Source organism: Streptomyces sp. NBC_00820, assembly GCF_036347055.1.
Lineage (GTDB): Bacteria > Actinomycetota > Actinomycetes > Streptomycetales > Streptomycetaceae > Streptomyces.
The window spans coordinates 1,015,887-1,034,871 of the sequence record NZ_CP108882.1 but is presented as its reverse complement, the minus strand read 5'-3'; the positions used below and the strand labels follow the sequence as shown (position 1 = coordinate 1,034,871).

Annotated in this window: 13 protein-coding genes and 1 pseudogene; 3 read left to right on the top strand and 11 right to left on the bottom strand. The window is 71.4% G+C overall.

What is annotated here, in order from left to right; translation table 11 throughout:
* Window positions 1-10: 10 nt before the first annotated feature.
* Window positions 11-217 (top strand): annotated as a pseudogene (locus OIB37_RS04815) (hypothetical protein); the annotation flags it as partial.
* 59 nt (window positions 218-276) lie between these two features.
* Here the strand turns inward: OIB37_RS04815 and OIB37_RS04810 are convergent.
* From OIB37_RS04810 to OIB37_RS04785, 6 genes are all read right to left on the bottom strand, one after another.
* A complete protein-coding gene (locus OIB37_RS04810; RefSeq protein ID WP_330456259.1) occupies window positions 277-1,170 on the bottom strand; it encodes a phosphorothioated DNA-binding restriction endonuclease in 894 nt (297 codons plus the stop codon).
* Between the two features lie 159 nt (window positions 1,171-1,329).
* Window positions 1,330-2,088, bottom strand: coding sequence for a crotonase/enoyl-CoA hydratase family protein (locus tag OIB37_RS04805; RefSeq protein WP_330456258.1), 759 nt, complete (start codon window positions 2,086-2,088; stop codon window positions 1,330-1,332).
* 39 nt (window positions 2,089-2,127) lie between these two features.
* Window positions 2,128-3,315, bottom strand: coding sequence for a cytochrome P450 (locus tag OIB37_RS04800; protein ID WP_330456257.1), 1,188 nt, complete (start codon window positions 3,313-3,315; stop codon window positions 2,128-2,130).
* 361 nt (window positions 3,316-3,676) lie between these two features.
* The gene (locus tag OIB37_RS04795; protein WP_330456256.1) at window positions 3,677-4,813 is read right to left on the bottom strand and encodes a catalase family protein; all 1,137 of its coding nucleotides are present in this window, start codon (window positions 4,811-4,813) and stop codon (window positions 3,677-3,679) included.
* A 52-nt stretch (window positions 4,814-4,865) separates the two neighbouring features.
* Window positions 4,866-6,218: a Dyp-type peroxidase gene (locus OIB37_RS04790; RefSeq protein ID WP_330456255.1), complete on the bottom strand. Its 1,353-nt coding sequence runs from the start codon at window positions 6,216-6,218 to the stop codon at window positions 4,866-4,868.
* Window positions 6,219-6,316: 98 nt separating this feature from the next.
* Window positions 6,317-6,907: a hypothetical protein gene (locus OIB37_RS04785; protein ID WP_330456254.1), complete on the bottom strand. Its 591-nt coding sequence runs from the start codon at window positions 6,905-6,907 to the stop codon at window positions 6,317-6,319.
* A 559-nt stretch (window positions 6,908-7,466) separates the two neighbouring features.
* Between OIB37_RS04785 and OIB37_RS04780 the strand changes: the two genes are divergently transcribed.
* Entirely contained in the window at window positions 7,467-8,144 is a 678-nt protein-coding gene (locus OIB37_RS04780) for a GAP family protein (protein WP_330456253.1), read from the top strand.
* Between the two features lie 466 nt (window positions 8,145-8,610).
* Here the strand turns inward: OIB37_RS04780 and OIB37_RS04775 are convergent, their stop codons facing one another.
* Both OIB37_RS04775 and OIB37_RS04770 read right to left on the bottom strand, forming a co-directional pair.
* Window positions 8,611-10,272: a DEAD/DEAH box helicase gene (locus tag OIB37_RS04775; RefSeq protein ID WP_330456252.1), complete on the bottom strand. Its 1,662-nt coding sequence runs from the start codon at window positions 10,270-10,272 to the stop codon at window positions 8,611-8,613.
* An 87-nt stretch (window positions 10,273-10,359) separates the two neighbouring features.
* Window positions 10,360-10,563, bottom strand: a complete 204-nt coding sequence (locus OIB37_RS04770; protein ID WP_023544341.1) for a cold-shock protein — start codon at window positions 10,561-10,563, stop codon at window positions 10,360-10,362.
* Between the two features lie 324 nt (window positions 10,564-10,887).
* Between OIB37_RS04770 and OIB37_RS04765 the strand changes: the two genes are divergently transcribed.
* Window positions 10,888-12,237: an ankyrin repeat domain-containing protein gene (locus tag OIB37_RS04765; protein ID WP_330456251.1), complete on the top strand. Its 1,350-nt coding sequence runs from the start codon at window positions 10,888-10,890 to the stop codon at window positions 12,235-12,237.
* A 148-nt stretch (window positions 12,238-12,385) separates the two neighbouring features.
* On the opposite strand, the gene OIB37_RS04760 is transcribed toward OIB37_RS04765, so the two are convergent.
* The 3 genes from OIB37_RS04760 to OIB37_RS04750 all read right to left on the bottom strand — a co-directional run bounded on the left by OIB37_RS04760 (window position 12,386) and on the right by OIB37_RS04750 (window position 18,677).
* Window positions 12,386-15,145, bottom strand: a complete 2,760-nt coding sequence (locus OIB37_RS04760; RefSeq protein WP_330456250.1) for an ABC transporter substrate-binding protein — start codon at window positions 15,143-15,145, stop codon at window positions 12,386-12,388.
* A gap of 206 nt (window positions 15,146-15,351) precedes the next feature.
* Window positions 15,352-16,215 carry a HEAT repeat domain-containing protein gene (locus OIB37_RS04755; RefSeq protein WP_330456249.1) on the bottom strand — a complete coding sequence of 288 codons (864 nt, stop codon included), beginning with the start codon at window positions 16,213-16,215 and terminating at the stop codon, window positions 15,352-15,354.
* 230 nt (window positions 16,216-16,445) lie between these two features.
* Entirely contained in the window at window positions 16,446-18,677 is a 2,232-nt protein-coding gene (locus OIB37_RS04750; RefSeq protein ID WP_330456248.1) for a TIGR03767 family metallophosphoesterase, read from the bottom strand.
* Window positions 18,678-18,985 lie beyond the last annotated feature (308 nt).

Genomic DNA, 18,985 nt, shown 5'->3' with positions numbered 1-18,985 from the left:
CCGGACGCCGGGTTCCGTCTCGGCACGCTATGCCCACGTCGTCCCTGGCCTGAGCGAGCGCCTCATGGCCGGGCTGACCGAGCAGTGGGAGGCAGCGCTCGATGCCCGCCTGGCAATGAGCCCTCGCTCGCCGGTGAGTGTCCGACCGGGCGGGGAGGCCGAGCGTTGCCTGAGCCGACGGACCGGGGGACACCTGCGGGTGCTGGAAGCAGCATGAGGAGCGATCAGGGATGCTCGGTGCGCTCAGTCCCTTGGAATCCCGCATCGAACACCGGGTCAGGCGGCGGTCGGGCGTGGGCTGCCCTGGAACACCTGGCTGGTGTGCCAGGAACGGTGGGCTGCCGCGATGGGCGGGATGCCGGGTTGAGGGCCTATGAGCGGACGGCCCGCGAGAGCCGTGACATGCTCGCGGGCAGTCTGGCTGCGGCCGATGAACTGCTGCGAGACCAGGATGCGGTGGCCGTCGCCTATGCCGAGGACGCCCTTGTCGAAGAGCTTGTGGTGCAGCGAGCACAGGCACAGTCCGTTGTCGACGTCGTCCGGGCCGTCGAACGCCCACCAGCGCACGTGCGCGGCCTCCAGCCCGACGGGCGCCGAGCCGATCATGCCGTCGTAGCCGCAGAAGGCGCATTGGTACTCGTACGCGGTCAGCACCATCGCCCGCATCCGGCGGTCCCGCTGCCGCCTTTCGGGCGCCTGCAGAGCGTCGGTCTCCGCCAGTTCCAGTTCCAGGCCCACCGTGTCGCGCAGGTCCTGGTGCAGCGACGCCGGGAAGTGCAGATCCAGCAGCACCCTGGCCATGCGGCCCAGCAGCGACGGTTCCCGCCGGAGCGCCACTTGAAGGTCCGGGGCCAGCCGCCCAGTGGCCCGGCTTGCCCGCAGTTCCCGCACACCGGTGCCTGGGCTGCCGACGCCGTGCTCGGTCCGCACTTCCCACACCCCGTCGCTGACCAGATGGTGGAAGGGATAGGCGGGCGTGGTCCCGCGCGGCGGACCGTACTCCACCAGCAGTTGCTTCAGATCCGCCTCCACCGCGCTGTACGGCAACTCGTCCGCGGCATCCGCCTGAAAACGGCCCAGCGCGTACAGCAGCAGCAACGGCTTGTGCGGCGCCCGCACCCCGTCCCGGCTCCACTGCCTCAGTTTCGCGGCACGCTCCAGCCAATCCATGACCGTGATCGTAGTGATGCTCGGTCGCACATCATGCTGTCCGGGCTGCAACTCCTCCTGCGCCTGCGACGGGCGCACCGGCTTCGCCCATGCGTCTGCCGGCCCGCCATTCCAGCGCCTGGGGTTCCTCGGTGAAGAACTCCTGCCGTAGACGGTGGGTCAGCCGGTCCAGACGGCAGGGCGTTTTTCGCAGAAGGCGCGGGTGCCCTCGGTTGCGGAGGTGGTGGTGAAGACGGGGTCGCTGAGGGGGTCCTGGACGGTGAAGGCGGTGGTGTCGTCCAGGCCGCGGGTGGCCTGGACGATCCGCTTGGTGGCCTGGACCGCGAGCGGGGAGTGGGCGCGGACGCGGTCGGCGAGGTCGAGTGCGCCCGCCATTGCCTTTCCAGGGGCGGTCAGTTGGTTGACCAGGCCGTGGCGGGCGGCTTCGGCGGCGGGCATGGGGTCCGCGGTCAGCAGCATCTCCATGGCCAGGTGGTAGGGCAGGCGGGCCGGGAGGCGGATGGCCCCGCCCTGGGACGCGACCAGGCCGCGGGCCACCTCGGGCAGACCGAAGAACGCGGTGTCGGCGGCGACCACCAGGTCGCAGGCCAGAACCAGTTCGAACCCGCCCGCGACGGCGGCGCCCTCGACTGCGGCGATCACGGGCTTGGTCAGGCGGGCACGGGCCAGACCCGCGAGGCCGCGGTCGCCGACCACCGGCACACCCTCGGTGGGGAACGCCTTGAGGTCCATCCCGGAGCAGAAATGCGTTCCGGCTCCGGTCAGGACGCCCACCTGGAGGGCCGGGTCCGTCTCCAGGGTGGTCACCGCGTCGTCCAGGGCGGTGGCCAGGCGCCGGTCGATGGCGTTGCGGACCTCGGGCCGGTTCAGGGTGATGACCAGGACACCGGCGCGTCGTTCGGTCAGAACCACGTCCATGCTGGGCTCCTCGGGGGGTGGGGCGAATGTGGCGGACGGTCAGCAGCGGACGACGGGCAGTGCGGCCAGGCCGCGCATCACCCGGGCCGGGCGCCAGGGAAGTTCGTCGAGCGGCTTGGCGAGCCGGACCGGCCCCAGACGTTCGATCAGCAGGGGCAGGGCGAGTGCTGCTTCGAGGCGGGCCAGCGCCGCGCCGATACAGAAGTGCGGGCCGTAGCCGAGCGCGAGATGCTCGTTGGGGCGCCGTGCCAGGTCAAGGCGGTCGGCGTCGGGGAACCGGGCTTCGTCCCGGTTCGCCGAGCCGATCAGCAGGCTGACGATGTCGCCCACGGCGATGGTCCGCCCGTGGAGGCGGATCGGTTCGGCGGCGCAGCGGAAGGTGGCGTCGCGCACCGGTGAGTCGTAGCGCAGGAGTTCCTCGACGGCGGTGGTGGTGAGGGCGGGGTCGGCGGCGAGGCGATCGAGCTGGTCCGGGTGTCGCAGCAGCGCCAGGGTGCCGTTGCCGATGAGGTTCATCGTGGTGTCGTGGCCGACCAGCAGCAGGAGGTAGGCGGTGGAGCGCAGTTCCTCCTCGGTCATCGCGCTGCCGTGGTCGCGGGCGTGGACGAGCGCGCCGAGCAGGTCGGAGCCCTCCGTCGGGCCGTGGGCGCGCTTGTCCGTGATCAGCGCGTCCAGCAGCGGATGCAGGTCGCCCTCGTGGCCGCGCGTGTCGTGCGTGAGAGAGGCCATGAGGGTGTCGCGGGTGGCGGCGGTGTCCAGGTGGTCGGGGACGCCGAGGATGGTGCAGATCAGGCGGAAGGTCAAAGGCGCGGCGAAGTCCGCGATCACGTCGATGTGCGCGGCCGCTTCCAGCTCGTCGAGCAGGCGGGTGGCGGTGTCGGTGACGACCGGGGCCAGTCCGGCGATGCGCCGGGGGATGAACGCCGCGTTGACCAGGGTCCGCAGCCGGGTGTGATCGGGCGGGTCGGCGTGCACCAGGTGCCGGTTGAGTCCGGCGGGCCCGGGAACGTAGCCGGGTACCCGGGCGGGGTCCTTGCTCAGCCGCGGGTCGGCGAGCAGGGAGCGCACGTCGTCGTAACGGGAGATCTGCCACACGCTCGGCCGGCCGGGCCTGCGCTCCTCGAAGGCCGGTGCGTTGCGGCGCAGCCACGCGAAGTAGGGGTAGGGATCGTGCACGCGAGCGCGCACGAGACCGGCCGGCGGGCCGGAGACGACATCGGTGGGCACAGCGGAACTCCGGTCGGGCGGCGGGGCGGACACCGCGTCAACGACCCACCGTGGGCGAGGATGCGGATCACTGCGGCAAACGGTGTGCCGCCTCGTGCGGGGTGGTGCTGTGGCGCTGTGGTGTTCGTGTGTCGCGGCGTACGGGACGGCTCGGCTTCCAGGCTCCGCTGTGCACCTCGCGCGCTGACGGCGGGGCGGAACACTTCGCAGTCGGCGAGTGCCGCGTCCCACGTGGTGCGGGCTACCTGGAGCACAGCTACCGGGACGACATGCCCTCATCACGCCGGTTCCGACGCGCAGGACGCAGGACGCTGGACGGGGGCCGGGGGCTGGGCGACCCGTCGGGTCGGTCGACGCACCGTCACTGTGGTGGGGCTGGGCCGAACACCTCGTCGGCGCTGCGCGGCTCAGTGCGTGGCTGCTGGTTGAGCTTGTGGCGCTCGATGGAGGAGTGCCGGTAGACCTCCTTGCGGGCCCGCATGATGTTGCCCAGGGGCGCGTGCTCGGCGGTGACCCGCCAGGGCGTGAAGGACAGCGCGTCCATCTTCTCCAGGTTCTCCGGGCCGGAGATGTCCTGCTGCGGCAGCCGCAGCCTGGCTACGGTGACCGGCGGCGACAGTTGCTCGGGCCACTCCACGGTGGTGTCCTCCACTGGCATGCGCTCCAGGTCGGTGCAGAGCTGGATCTGGATGTCGAAGGCGTAGGGGCGCTCCTGCAGCTCGGCCTGCAGGGCCGGCCGGAAGACCTCCGGCGCGGAAGCCGGGTCGATGACGCGCCGGACCACCGCGGCTGCGCAGTCCGGGTCGGGGGTGATGCGCACCTTGGCGATGTAGTCCCCGTGCCGGACCGCGCCCATGGTCCAGTAGCTCGACAGCAGTATGTTGACCGGGGGAATCTTCGACAGGCGGACGAAGGCGAGGAACTCGTCCCACGCCCAGTCGTCCTGGCCCAGCGTGCCCTTTCCGGTCACGAAGTCGGCGTAGAAACGGTGTGCGCCGGGGCGGCCCTGGGCGAAGTAGGCCGGGGCGTCCAGGAACAGCTCCTGGATGAACAGGTAGTGCTCGACCGTGTTGCAGAAGAAGACCGGTGCGTTGATGTTGGCGTAGTCGAAGGTGCCGGTGTCCGGTTCGTCCTCCAGCAGGGTCGGACCGTCGATGCCGAACATCTTCAGGGCCAGTCCGGTGGCGGCGCCCAGTCGTGCGTCGGCTCCGGCGTGCGGCGAGCCGTTGGAGAAGCGGATGAGCGCGTCGTGGGTTCCCGGAGTCGCGTAGATGCCCTGGGCGTACTCGGGGGGAAGGCCGTCCAGGATCTCCACTTCCCCCCGGACCAGTCCGTAGCCCTTGGCGTGGGCGTCGCGGAGGGCCTGGCCGGTGCCGCCGGCCTGGACCGACTCGGCGATGTAGCGCTCGGTCTTCTCGATCACCGTCCGCAGGTTCTGGTCGAAGTGCGGGTCGTCGACTTCGACGTCCGGCGTGTAGGGGACGAACTGCGCTGCCATGACTTCGACCTCTCCTCGGAGAGCGTGACGGACTCGGGGGCGGAAGCTGCCGTCAGTCCTCCAGTTCCGCGAGCCAGCGCAGGGCGCGCAGGCCCGGCAGGAAGCAGTACTCACCGCCGCGGGTGGCCACGAAGCTGGGCAGGTTCCGCAGGCGGCGCCGGACCGGCTTCTCCGGGATGGTGATGCTGCCGGTTCCGTCGTGATGCCCGGCCACCGGGTCCTGCTCGCCGGGGTATCCGATGAAGTTGCCGTCGTTGACCCACTGCGCCTTGATGAACTCGAACTGCCGCTCCAGATGGGCTCCGATGAAGACTCCGACCAGACCCCGGTCGGCGCCGTCGTCCTCCAGCACCCCCTCGGGCAGCGGCGGGCCGTAGGTGGTGCCGCGCCGGATGAGGCGGTGCATCCGTGCGTCGCCGACGATGGTGGCGTCGCGGGGGTTGGTGCGCCGGATGTGCGCACCGGCGGGGCAGCGGAGGCCCCGGTCGTCGTTCTCCCGGTACAGGAAGTCGTTGACGCGGTGCGGATCGGCCGCCAGCTCCGGATCGTCGTGCTCCGGCGCCAGCTCCAGCGGGGCTCCGCTGGGCCAGCGTCCGACCATCTTCGCCGCCAGGAGTTCCTCCTCCTCGGCGCCGGAGCTGTTCGCGCGCAGGAACCGGCGCCAGGCCGCCACGTCGGTGTGGACCTTGCGTACGGCCACGTAGGTGCCGTTGCGTCCCAGCACGTCGGGACTGGGCATGGGCGGCACGCCGCCGGTTTCGTCGGGGTAGCCGAGGATGAACTCGCCGGCCTTGATGGGGGCTTCTTGCGGGTTGGAGCCGGGCAGTCCGACGCCCTCGATGTTCGGATGGCTGATGCCGTCGCGGAAGCCGAAGGTGGTGCGGCCGGTCGGCAGCTGGTGGACGTCCTGCTCCCAGATCACCCGGACACCGGGGGTGTCCCGGAGGACGACGCGGGCCCGCTCCAGCTCCTTCTCCAGCTGCGCCGCGTCGGAGGACAGGGCGCTGAGCGCGATATGGACGTCGCCTGTGCCGAACGGCGTCTCCCAGCGGTCCGGTCCGCTCGCGCCCACGTCACCGATCCGCTCCGCCCGAGCGGCCATGCCCTCACGGAATGCCTGCGGAAAGCTGTCCAGCGACTCCTGAGGCACCCCCAGGGCCCGCAGCCCCTGGTAGGTGAACGCCACAGCGACCCAGGCGTCCTGACCCGGATCCACGTCGGGCAGACCACCCGAGGTCAACGGGAGCAGCCGTCGCAGCAGGGCGCGTCCGGCGTGGCGGTCGTCGACGTGCAGGAAGATGAACTTCCCCTCGTACGGCACCGGTCGGGGACGCAGTGCCCCGCTCTGGACGTCGTCGATCTCGACGTGCACGTCGGCCGTGCCGCCGCTTGCCGTCGTGTTCATAGGCGCTCTGCCTCCAGGTCGGCTGTGCCCGGCGTCCAGGTCCTGTCGTCAAACTCCCGTCGTCCGCCCGGAGGCAGGCGGGAGTTTGACGACAGGGCCTACGCCGAGGCTTCCTCCAGCAGCCTCTGGAAGGCCGGCGTGGCCACCAGCCCCGCGTTGGCCGGATCGTCCAGCGCCGCCCGGAACTCGTCGGTGTCCAGGACCTCTTGGAACGCGTCGTCCACGCGCTGGTCCTTGTAGATCTGCTGAACGGTCAGATCGGGATAGGCGCTGACGAAGACGCCCGCGGGCTCCTGGTGGGCGACGAACCACTCCTTCGCGTTCGGATCCTTGACGCCGGGGAACCCTTTGCTGTGCGAGAAGACCTTGTCGAAGCGCTCCCCGACCACCGTCTGGGCGAAGTCGTCGATGTAGGCGTCCCAGGAGCCGTCGAAGACGCTGGCGAACATGAACCGGGTGTCGTTGTCGAAGATCACGTGCCGGGCGTCATGGAGGGTGCCGATCTGGCGCACCGCCGCGTGAACGTTCTCGGCAGCCTCCGCGTCGGCCATCGCGGCGAGATCCTCACGCAGCGCGTCGGCATGGCCCGGCTTGATCTCGGTGAAGACGGTGAATTCGTTACAGACCCCGTCCGACCTGCCCGGGCGCTCGGGGGGAGTCGACTGGGGTGCACCTGTCGTTGCGGTCATCGTGAGATTCCCCTGCCACGGATCAGTGCGAGGGGCGCCAAGCGCCCCGACATGGGGCGCCATCGCCCTCACCTCTTCATCTTGGCCGCATACGCGCCGCCTCGCATCCCCGGTCAGGGGTGACGTGGTTGCCCGGGATCGCCGAGAGGCTCCGGTGCCGCGGGGTCAGCCCGATCGGTTCGTATTCCCCGGAACCGGGCGGCTACGGTTCGTGCCCGCTGCCAAGACCCTCGCCCTCCGAGAAGCTCCCGAGGACAGATCCGGAAGGGCGCAGGAACATGGAATGAAGGGCGCAGGAACATGGAATGGCGAGGCGCTCAGCAGTCCGGACCGGAACCTCCGGCCCGGCTGTGCGACGGTGCCTGCCGACCGCTGAGGGCCGTCGTCCGGAAGGACCGCTTCCGGGGAGGTGGCGACCCGGTTTCCGGGGCCCTTTCCACACGCCCCGGAAGCGTCCACGACAGTCCCACGGCGCCGCGTGCGGGCAACCGGGTCACGGACTCCCGTTCTCGGCCCTGCTCATCTCGATCGCCACCCCGACGGTCACCTGGAGGCAATCATGGGCAAAGTTCTCGGTGACGTACTGGGTTTTGCGGCCGGCGTCGCGATCAGCCCGCTCCCGATCATCGCGATCATCCTCATCCTCGCCACGCCTCGGGGACGCCTCAACGGGCCCCTCTTCGCCATCGGCTGGATCCTGGGACTCTCGGCACTGGGCGCGGTGATGCTGGCGATCGCGCCCCCCGCCGGTGCCTCCACCCACAATCACCCGGCCACCTGGGTGGGAGCCCTCAAGCTCGCTCTGGGCGTGCTCCTCGTCGTCTTCGGCGCCCGGCAATGGCACCGGCGCCCAAAGGATCCCTCACAGGCCAAACTGCCGAAATGGATGGGCGCGATCGACGGCCTCACGCCGGTCAAGGTCTTCGGACTCGGACTGGCCCTGGCCGCGTTCAACGCCAAGAACGCCCCGCTGACCATCGCCGCGGCCGCCTCCATCGGCTCGGCCGGACTGCCGCTCGGGCAGCAGATCGCATCGCTGGCCATCTTCGTCCTGATCGCCACCCTCGGCCTCCTGGCCCCACTGGGCGTCTACCTACTGGGGGGAGAGCGGGCGAAGACCACGCTGGGCAACTGGAAAGACTGGGCCGCTCAGCACAACGTCGCCGTGATGGCGGTCCTGTTCCTCGTCCTCGGACTGAAACTGCTCGGAGACGGCATCGGCATCCTCACCTCCTGACGGGCGTGTCCATGCCGCGTCGAACGGCAGTCCGTCCAGCGGCACTTCGCGGTACCCGACGGCCCGCGAGCACCAGCGGACCCTGAACCGCGCGTACGCTCCGGGTGCCGCGACTAACCGCGCGTACGCCCCGTTGCTGCGAACAACCGTGCGCACGCCCCCCGGTACCGCGAACTCCGCCCGCGCCGTTCGTTTCCGTCTGCCCGAGACGCGTCCCGCGTCCCGCGACTCGCCCGTCGCTGCCCGTCAACAGCTTGAAGGATGTCCGAATTGGTGCAGTCTGGCGGCCGCAACAGGTGGCCCACCAGGGACGTTCAAGCTGAGAGGCTGCTGGAGATGGGCAAACCGACGCGGCGCGATCTGCTCAAGGAGGCGGGCGCGCGAGGGCGGTGGCGGCGTCGTCGTGGACGGCCCCGTGCGCCCTGCCGCAAGACGAGCGGCAGGGCGCACGGGGCCTGACACCACGCTAGGACGCGGAGTTGCGGCGGGCGCCTCGGCGGCCGGATCCACGGGCAGCCTGGCCGGAGGCGGCACCGGTCGCCGATCCGGCCCCGGTCCGGCGGTCGGAACCACGGCCGCCCGAGCCCGCGGTACTACCCGTGGCCCTGCCGGCTTCCGTCCGGCGAGCGGAACCGCGCCCGCCGGTCGCGGAGGAGCCGCCGGCCGTCGCCGTCCCGGCCGCGGTCCGGCGCTCCGAGCCCCGGCCCTTCGTGCTGCCGGCGGCACCCGCCGCCGCACCGCTGCCGCCCTGTCGGCGACGGCCGGACCGCTTGCCGGGCTCGCCGCCGGCCTTCCGGTCCCGGCGGGGGGCCGCCGGTGCCGTCGGCTGGGGGACCTCGATGGTGACGGGAACGCCGGACGGCTCGCGGGCGCCGGTGATCGTGGCCAGTACCGCGTCGCTCGACGTGACGCGGGCCGTCCGGGGGCTGATGCCCGCGTCCGACATCAGCCGGGTGATCTCCCGCTTCTGCTCGGGCAGGACCAGCGTGACCACACTGCCGGAGCCGCCGGCGCGGGCCGTACGGCCGCCGCGGTGCAGGTAGTCCTTGTGGTCGGTGGGGGGATCGACGTTCACGACGAGGTCGAGGTCGTCGACGTGTATGCCCCGGGCCGCGACGTTCGTCGCCACCAGCGCGGTGACCTGTCCGTTCTTGAACTGTTCCAGGGTGCGGGTCCGCTGCGGCTGGGAGCGGCCTCCGTGCAGTGCTCCGGCGCGGACCCCGACGGCCAGGAGCCGCTTGGCGAGCCGGTCGGCGGACCTCTTGGTGTCGAGGAAGAGGATGACCCGGCCGTCACGGGCGGCGATGCGCGTGGTGACGGCCTTCTTGTCGGTCTCGTCCTGGACGTGGAGCACGTGGTGCTCCATGGTGGTCACGGCTCCCGCGGACGGGTCCACGGAGTGCACCACGGGGTCGGTCAGGAACCGCTGGACCAGGCGGTCGATATTGGCGTCCAGGGTGGCCGAGAAGAGCATGCGCTGTCCGTCGGGCCGCACCTGCTGGATCAGCCTGGTGATCTGCGGCAGGAAGCCCATGTCGGTCATCTGGTCGGCTTCGTCCAGCACCGTGATGCGGACGTCGCTGAGCACGACGTCCCCGCGTTCCACGAGGTCGTTGAGCCGACCGGGACTCGCCACGACCACTTCGGCGCCGCGCCGGAGGGTGGCCGCCTGCTTGGTGATGGACAGGCCGCCGACCACGGTGGCCATCCGGAGGTTCACCGCGGTGGCGTAGGGGGTCAGCGCGTCCGTCACCTGCTGGGCGAGCTCACGGGTGGGCACCAGCACGAGGGCCAGGGGTGCCTTGGGCTCCGCGCGCAGCCCGGCCGTACGGGCCAGGAGCGCGAGCCCGAACGCGAGGGTCTTGCCGGAGCCGGTGCGCCCCCGTCCCAGCAGGTCACGGCCGGCGAGCGAGTTGGGAAGCGTCGCGGCCTGGATGGGGAACGGGGAGGTCACGCCCTGCGCGGTGAGGGTCTTCAGCAACCCTGCGGGCATGTCCAGACCGGCGAAGTCCTCGACGGCGGGCAGGGCGGGCGTCGTGTTTTCCGGCAGCCGGAATTCCTTCGGCGACGACGCGGACGGGGTGGGTGAAGAGGCGCGCCGGTTCGACTTCTGGGGCCTGCGGGACATGCGGTTACTTGCCTTCCTGGAAACAGCACAAACCGGGGTCCGCACCATGACGGTGCGGACCCCGGTAAGCGGATACGCGTCCGGCGATCAGGCGGGGACGATGTTCTCCGCCTGCGGGCCCTTCTGGCCCTGCGTGACGTCGAAGGAGACCCGCTGGCCCTCCTGGAGCTCACGGAAGCCCTGGGTGGCGATGTTCGAGTAGTGGGCGAAGACGTCCGGGCCGCCGCCGTCCTGCTGAATGAAGCCGAAACCCTTTTCGGCGTTGAACCACTTCACGGTTCCCTGTGCCATGACCTTCTCCTTCTGTAGGCAGAGGCCCCATCCGGAGATGCCGGAAAAATAAATAATGCGCCCGAAGGAGAAACATTCCTGTCAGGCGCACATAGTTTCATGGGTACCACAACTGCAACTTCGAAACCATAGCACAGCTCCGCGGCCCGTCGCGCTCACCGGCCCACGGGCACAGACGCAGCCCTGAAACTCAGGAGGCATACGCGGTCGCCCGGAAGGACAGGCGCACGGCAGACAGTGGCGTCGGTGGAACGTGTCTCCCCGGCGCGTGGAGGGCTCTGTGCTTGCGGGGCGGCGATGCGGTTCAAAGCGAGGGGCGGGAACATGGGCGAGGGCGGGTTCGACGAGCGGCTCAGGGCGGCGGTGCGGGCGGGGGACGCCGAGGCGGTGCGGGACCTGCTCGACAAGGGCGCGGATCCCGACGCGGTGGACGCGAACGGGCTGCCGGTGCTGTGCGTGGCGGTGGCGGCGTACGACGCGCCGGTCGCCGAGGCGTTGGTGGAGGCAGGCGCGGATTGCGACCGGGCGCTGCCGGACGGGACCACGCCGCTGCGGCGCGCGATCGACGGCGGTTCCCCGGCGGTCTTCTCGGCGGTGCTGGGCAAGGAGCCCCGGCTGCGGCTCGCGGAAGCCGCCCGTGAACGGCTGCTCGCCCTGGCGCGGAGCTGGTACGAGACGGGTGCGGCCGAGGAGCTGCGCCGCAGGACGGGCGCGCCGGGTCCGGCCGAGACGGCCCGGGTTCAGGACGGCGAATACGACTGGGTCGATCAGGGCTCGCGCGGCGGCCTCGTGGTGCGAGCCGGGCACGGCGCCATTCTGACCTCGCTGGAGTGGGCCTTCCGCGTTCTGACCCCTGTCGACGAACTGATCACCCGCGCTGTCGTGCAGCCCGACGAGGGTCATGTGGACTGGTCCACGGTGTGCTGGATCCTCACCTCTCGCCGCAGCTTCGAGACCTGGTCCGCCGTGGTGGCCCACCGCCACGCCCCGGACCGGGCGCGTCGCCGGTTCGTGGCGGATTACCTGCGCATGCGGAGGCTGACCGATCCCAGCGTTCATCACGGGAAGAAGGAGAGCGAACTCCTGGCCGCCTGGGCCGCGGAGGAGAGGGACGCCGAGACACTGGCGAAGGTGCTCGACGCCTTCGCCGGGCACGACCATCCGGACCAGGAGGCCATCGGCCTCCGCTGCGCCGGCCATCCCGACCCGCGGGTACGGCGCGAGGTGCCCTACCTCCTCTGTGCGGACGACGTTCCCCGCACGCCCGCGGCCAGGTCGGCCCTGCGCACCCTCCTGCGCGACCCGCACGCCGAGGTGCGGCTCCGGGCGTGCACGGCGAGCATGCGGGACGGCGACCTCCTCCCGGAGATCACCCGGGCGCTGACGCTGCTGACCAGGGTGCCGGATACCGATGCGCGAGGTGAGGCCGCGGCGGCGCTGGCCGGCTCCCCGGACCGTACGCACGCCGTCGCCGACGCCCTGGCGGCGTTGCTCGGCGACGACGACCAACGCATACGTCTGGAGGCCGCCTACGGACTCGCCCTGCGCGACGACCCGCGCACCGCCGAGGCGATCGAGCGGGTGGGGCCACTCGGTGCCGGGTACGAGGACGACCACCGGGCCGACGAGTTCTGGCGGTGGAGGCGGCGGAAGGAGACCCCGGCCGGCGAGTGACGACCGGGCGGTGTGAACACCCGCCCCGACCGGGGACCAAGGGCCGGGCCCTGGTCGGGAGCCGGTGAGGTGCTCGCGCGCCACGACGGACGCGGGTGGCGCGCCGCGTCCTCCGGTCGTACGGCGTGCTTCTCCGCGCCGGTGGTCGTCAAGGGGCCCGGTGCTCGGTACAGGCCGCCCGCTGTGGCCGGTTCTTCGCCTCCTGCTGGTACGCCCCGCAGGCCAGGGCGACCCGCGGGCCCTGTTCCGTCTGGCGCAGGAGCACCAGGGTCTTGTCCCGCGGGGGCATGTTGCTGCCCTGGCCGTAGGAGACGTAGCCGGTCGCCCCGTCGAAGGTGATACCGCTCCTGAGGGCCGTGAGCATGGCGTTCGGGTCGACGCCGCCCTGGCCGGAGAGGGCCATGTCGGCGGCCCGGGAGAGTACGTGGAAGGCGTCGTAGGAGACCGCGGAGTGACCGTCGTCCCGCCAGGGGTCGGCGTGTGCGGGGCCGGCGACGAACGCGTCGTACGCGGCGGCGAACTGTCTGGTCTTGTCGCCGGCGGCGGCGTCCCCGGCCGGCAGCCGGTGCGCGGAGTAGTACAGGCGCAGCCAGTTCTTGTCGTTGAACTCGCCGGTCAGCGCCACGTTCGTGAGCTCGTTGCCGCCCAGCATGGTGATGTCGTGGTGGGTGCAAGTCCCCTGTGTGTCCAGGGCGTTGACGAAGGCGACGAAGTCGCGGGCGCGCGCGGTCCAGTACACGACGGTCGGCCCGGAACCGCGCAGCGCGTCGCACACCGTCGCGGCGAGGTCGTGCGCGCTCCTGATCTTCGGTGTGCCGGCCGGCGCGCCGGTGAAGTCGCTCGTCTGGGAGAAGTTGACCAGCTGCGTGGTGCCGCGGAAGTCCTTCAGGAACTTGTCCGCGAGGCTCTTGCTGTACAGATCCGCCGAACTCTGGATCACCACGGCCTGCTGGGCCGCCTCGCAGCCGCCGGAGGCGCGTGCCACGACGGGGGAGTCGTTGGCGAAGTTCGCCTCGATCCGGGCTTCGGTGCTGTTGAGCGGTGTGAAGGGCCAGTAGTCGGCGCTGACCAGCATCTCGTCCGCGGTGGCGGTGGTGCCGATCACGGGGAGTTCGGCCTTTTCGAGGATCTTCAGGGCACTGCGCGTCGACTCCTTGCTCTGTGCGAAGCCGAGGACGCCGATCACCTTCTCGTAGTCCCTGCCGCCCTTCCCCGGCGTCCCGTGCTTGATCTGGCCGACGAGTTCCCGGGCCTTCTGCTCGGCGTTCTCGAAGCTCTTGCCGGTCGTGCGCACATCCACCCGCAGCGGCACGCGGGAGTCGTCCGAGACCGCGTCGTTGTTCAGTTTCAGCTGCCACAGGGCGATGCCGCGCAGCTCCGGAATGGTTCCGTCGAACAGGGTCTCCGTCTCGGAGGTCGGGCTGTTCGAAGCGAACACGACGACGGTGCGGACGGTCTTTCCCTGAGCCGCGAAGCGCTCGGCCCGCTTGTTCTGCGCGCGGATCTCCGTGAGCGTGGCGTCGTACCACTGCTTGGGGTGCAGCGGGACGGGCGCGGCGTACTTGCTGCCGGCGACCGGCGTGTCACCGGCGACACAGCTGGTGGACGTCCGCTCCGTCGGAGTGAGGAGGACCACCCCGCCGATCCCGGCGAGCGCCACCGCCAGCGCGGTGCCGCCGGCCACGCCCGCGGTCACGGGCCGTCCGCCCACGCGGTACGACGTCGGCGACGTCGGCCGGATGTACAGCCCCTCCCTGGAGAAGGGCTCCTCCCTCAGCCGCGCCAGGACCACGTCGGGGCCGGACTGGTGAAGCAGCCGTCCCGCCTGGGTGAGGCTGCTCTCCACGGGGTCGCCCAAGTCGTGCAGCAGCCGCTCCGACGGTCGGCCGACCGCGATGACCAGGGGACCCGGGGCGTGTGCGGTGTGGTGGCGCTCCTGATGGAAGGCGCGCAGGAACCGCTCCGCCGCCTGAACCCCCGGCCTTCCCTGGCGGGGCAGCGGAACGAGCAGTACGGGGCGGGCGGTGCGGCGGCGCCGCATGGGCCGCACCGTGCCGACCGCAGGCGTCTTCAGGTCCTCCAACAGGGCGCGCGTCAGCAGTTGTTCGAGGGCGAACAGTGACTCCTGATGCCGGGGGTGGTCCAGCGGAAGCACGAGCCGCGACATCTGCCGGTCGGCCACCTCGTCCATGACGGCGAACAGCGTCCCGGTGTCCCCGGACATCCCCAGCACACTCCCGAGCCAACGTTGGCGCGCCTGGCGGAGCGGACGCGGGGCGCGCACCAGCCTGCGGGTCTTGCGCCGCTCCCAGCACCACCGCGGAAAGGTCCGCGTGATGCCGTGCCAGAGAGAGCCGAGCAGCCATCCGCGGATTCCGCCGACAGGAGGCGACTCACTGCCGCCAAGGGCCCACAGGAAGACCTGCAACCGCCCCTCGCGCCGCTGCCGCCGGTGGGTCCGCACCTGCTCGTGCGCGTAGTCACGCAGGACGTCGGCGCCAGGTGCCCGTCGCTCCTGCGCGTGCTCCCTGATGTAGCCGATGGAGTCCCACAGCGGCCAGAAGCCGGGCAACCGGTCCGGCGTCATGTGCTTGGGCGGACCGAGCCCCAGGCCGCGGGCGGCCGCCCCCGTGAGCAGGTCGGAATCGTCCTCGGCCGCGGGGAGGGCGTACGGGACCGTCTTCACGTCCTGCTGGCCGCGCAGCGCGCACTCCAGCGCGCCGATCAGCCGCCGGACGCGACCGTCGTACTCGGGGCCCTCGCCCTCGACGTCCAGGATCACCAACGGCGGCGTGTGCGCGAGCGCGTCCCGCTCGGCGGGGACCACCGCCTGCCGGAACTCCCGGACGAAGTCGTCGGCACCCTCGTCGTCCGGAAACCCGCTCGGCGCACGGTGGGGTACGGCCATGGAAGATCCCCCTCAGGTCCTCCTCGGCAGGTCAAGTCATCTGGCCCGCGGTTTCCATGCAATGAGGGGGAGAGGTTACTTGCGGTGTCCCTCACTTCATGTCAGTTCGCGGAAAACGCTTCAACTCCGCATCTTTCATGCTCATTTGCAACTCGACTTGCCGCTTTTGGCGCGTCGGCGGTTCGGGCCTGCGGGGTTCACGGGGATCAAGCGGAGCGGTTCGCAGGGTACGAGTCCATGACCTTGCGCGCGGCGTCGCGTACGTCGCTTTCCTCGTCCGCCGCGAGGCGTTCGAGCGTGGCGCGGACCGTCGTACCCGGCCGACGGGCCAGGGACCACGCGGTCTGGAACCGGACCCAGCGGTCGGGGTCGTCGGCGCAGGCCACCAGGAGGTCGGTGACCGTCTCGTCGCGCGACGAGCCCAGGGCCGCGACGGCGCTGAGCCTGACCTCGGGCGCGGGATCGCGGGTGCCGGCGATCAGGACGGCCCGGGCCCGTGGGGGATCTCCGACCCCGAAGATGGAGCCGAGGGTGCTCATGACGTCGGCGCGCACCCGCGGGTCCGGGTCGGACGCCGCGTCGGCGACCATCCCGAGGTACGTCGACCCGCCGAAGTCGAGGACGGCCAGGCCCCACATGCCGACCAGCCGCGTCCTGGGGTCGGCCGAGCCGAAGCAGTCCAGGACCAGTCTCGCCGATTCCTCAGGCCACGCGGAGAACAGGTCGAGGAGGTCGTGCTCCAGGGTGTCCCCGTCGTCGTTGCGATCGCTCTCCCTCGCGCGCAGCAGTGCCGGCAACGCCGCCGCGCCACAAGCACCCGCCAGGACATGCGCGATCCGGTCTCGCGCGAAGGAGTCGCCGGCGTCGACGTGACGGGCGAGCCGGTGCTCGAGGTCGGGCCGCAGGAAGGCGGCCGCCGGTGTCCGCAGTCGCTCCACCAGGGGTTCGTACCGGAGGCATGCCCCGGGCCCGCGCGCGGCGGTGTCCGCTAGGCGCACGTCCAACTCGCGCAACGCGGCCCGCAGTGCCGAGCGTTCCGCCGTCCCGTCTCCGTCACTCGCCGCCGTCATGCCGCTCACCTTACGGCTGTGGGGTGTCACCGGACGTGGGCGAGGGGCGTGGGTGGGCTCGGTGGGAGCTGCTGTCCGGGCTCCGTACGGACGTCTTCGACGCGGCCGTCGCGCCGACGCACACGCCGGACGTGGCTGCCCGGGCAGGGGCAGGGGGAGGGCAGGGAGCAAGTGGGTGCAGCGGGGCCGCGAGGTCGCGAGGTCGCGGTGCTGCGCTGCACCCGCCGACGTCACGGGGCCAGGAGCGCCTGCCAGGTGGGCGGGCCCACGATGCCGTTGCCCGTGAGCCCGTGGCTGGTCTGGAAGGCGCGCAGGGCGGAGGCTGTGAGGGAGCCGAAGACGCCGTCCACGGTCAGGCTCGCTCCGCGTGCCTTCAGCTGGCTCTGTGCCGCCGACACCGCCGGACCGGTGCTGCCCTGCTGCACCGTCAGGGCGAGCGCCTGCCAGGTCGGCGCGGCGGCGACGCCGCCGGCCGCCAGCGCGATCCGGGACTGGAAGGCGCGCAGGGCGGAGGCCGTGGCGGTGCCGAAGACGCCGTCCACCGTCAGGGCCGCACCGCGCGCGTTCAGCAGGTACTGCAGCGTCCTGACCCGCTCACCGCTCTGCCCCTGCTGGACCACGGGCCAGCCGACACCGGGAAGCGGCGTGCCGGCGCCGGACGAGATGGTGAAGGGCGCCGGGATGAGCAACTGCGTGTTGCGCAGTTCCGGGCTGCCGCGGCGGATGTCGATGCCCCTGCCCACTTCCTGCGGGTCGTTGGCGGCGAGCTCCCGCGCCAGGGAGGCCAGCGCCGCCGGAGAGCCGGTGTCCCCGCCCGCCGACACCGGCGCGTCGACGTCGACCATGGTGGTGAACACGGACAGCAGGCCGCCGCCCTCGGCGATCTCCAGGACGCGGCTCTGGATGGGCCAGTCGATGTGCGAGGCCGTGTTCACCTCCCAGAAGCCCTTTCCGAGGGTGGAGGGGAACGCGGCGGGGTGGGGCGTGATGTCGTTGGCGTGCGTGTGGCCGTCGACCATGAGGATCACGTTCGGGAAGCGCGTCAGAAGGTCGCGCAGGTCGTCGCCGCCGTACGGGTGGTCGTCGTCCGTGTTGTCCATCGAGTCGATGGTGTGATGGCAGAAGACGACGAACAGTTTGTCCGTGACTCCGGCCTGGGTCACGACCGTCCGGGGCCGGGTGCCGTCGGAGTCGTCGAGCTCGTAGCGGGAGCTGTTGGCCTTCAACTGGTTCTGGAGCCAGGTCCACTGGGCCTGGTCGAGCGCGCCGTCGGCACCGCCGCCCTCGTTGGTGGTGTCCAGGACGAGGAACTTGACGAGGTCGTTCGCTGCGGACGGTATCGCGTAGTACGCCTTGTCACCGCCCGAGGTGAAACCGTGGCCGCCCGGCAGCCCGGTGGTGCTGAAGTGCTCGGAGATGAACTCCTGCCGCGACAGCAGCCGGCGCCCGGGGTCCTTGGTCACCGTGGCGGTCTTCAGGGTGAAGTCTCCCGTGATGATGTCCTCGAGGAACTCGACGTAGTACGAGGGGTCCGTGTGGTCGAAGACGGCCGGGACCCCGGTGACCTGCGTCAGCTTGGTCGAGCCGGTGGCGATGCTCCTCAGCGGGTCGAAGGGCAGCGCGTCGGGCGGGACGTTGCCCTGCACCATCGCGTCGTGGTTGCCGTAGGCGGCGTACCACGGCATGCCGAGGCCGGTGGCGGTGTACGGTCCGCGGGCGGCTGCCAGCAGTCCGGGGATCACGGGGAAGCCGTGGAGGTCGTTGCTGTCCGGCGGGTTCTGGTGCGCCTCGGGGTGCCAGTAGCCGGTGTCCGGCCCGAAGACGCCGCTCGACACGCTCTCGTCCTTGGCGAGGTCGCCGGAGTCGGGGCGGACGGTGCCGCCGTCGAGCAGGTTGATGTACCAACGGGTCTCGTTGTACTGGCAGTTGTCGACCGCGTCACCGGTGACCACGGTGAAGGCCAGCGGGGCGCCGGTGCGCGGGCCCCGGCCGACCGCCCTCAGGGCCCGGCACATGGCGTCGGTGGAGTGCGTCGAGAGGAACTCGTGGGCCCGGTAGGCGGAGGCGGTCGGGTAGGAGTTGTAGTGCGGGGCGCCGAAGTCCGCGAGCCGGTCGAGGCACTCCACGCGCAGCGCTGACTGGTCGTCGACGATGTGCAGGTCCGACATCTGGGCGAACGCGGCCAGCGACCGCGTGATCTGGGGACCGGCGACGTCGGCGAGGTCCCGGCGGACGATGTGCGGCTCGCCGGGACCCGCGACGATGCCGTGGTAGCCCTCGCCCAGGTCCGGCCCGCGCTGCACGGTCACGTCCACCGTGGTGAGGCCGAAGGCGGCGCCGGTGGCTGCGGCCGCCTGGACCGCGCCTGCCCGGATCGTGCCTGCCCGGGTTGCGGCGCCGGCGGTGGCCCGCAGCCCGCCGACGTCGACGGCGGCCGCCACCACGCTGGTCGCTGCCGCCATGAGGAGTCTTCGCCGGGAGATTTCCATGTCGTGTCCTGTTCAATCGGTGGGGTGAGCAGTCGTGCGGTCGGGGGCGGTGCGATGCGGGGCGGTGCGAGGCAGTGCGAGGCAGTGCGAAGTGGTCCGCAGGTGGGGGTCGCGGCTTCGGGCTGGGGAGGACCTGATGGGGAGGGGTTGCGACGGGGGTGCTGCCGGACGCGGTGAGGGTGCTGCGGGACGGGGAGGCCGGGAGACGTCGGCCGGCGGGCCGCGCCAATCAGGCCGTTTTCGGGCCGAGTTCAGGCAGCGGCGGGAGCGATGACGCGGCG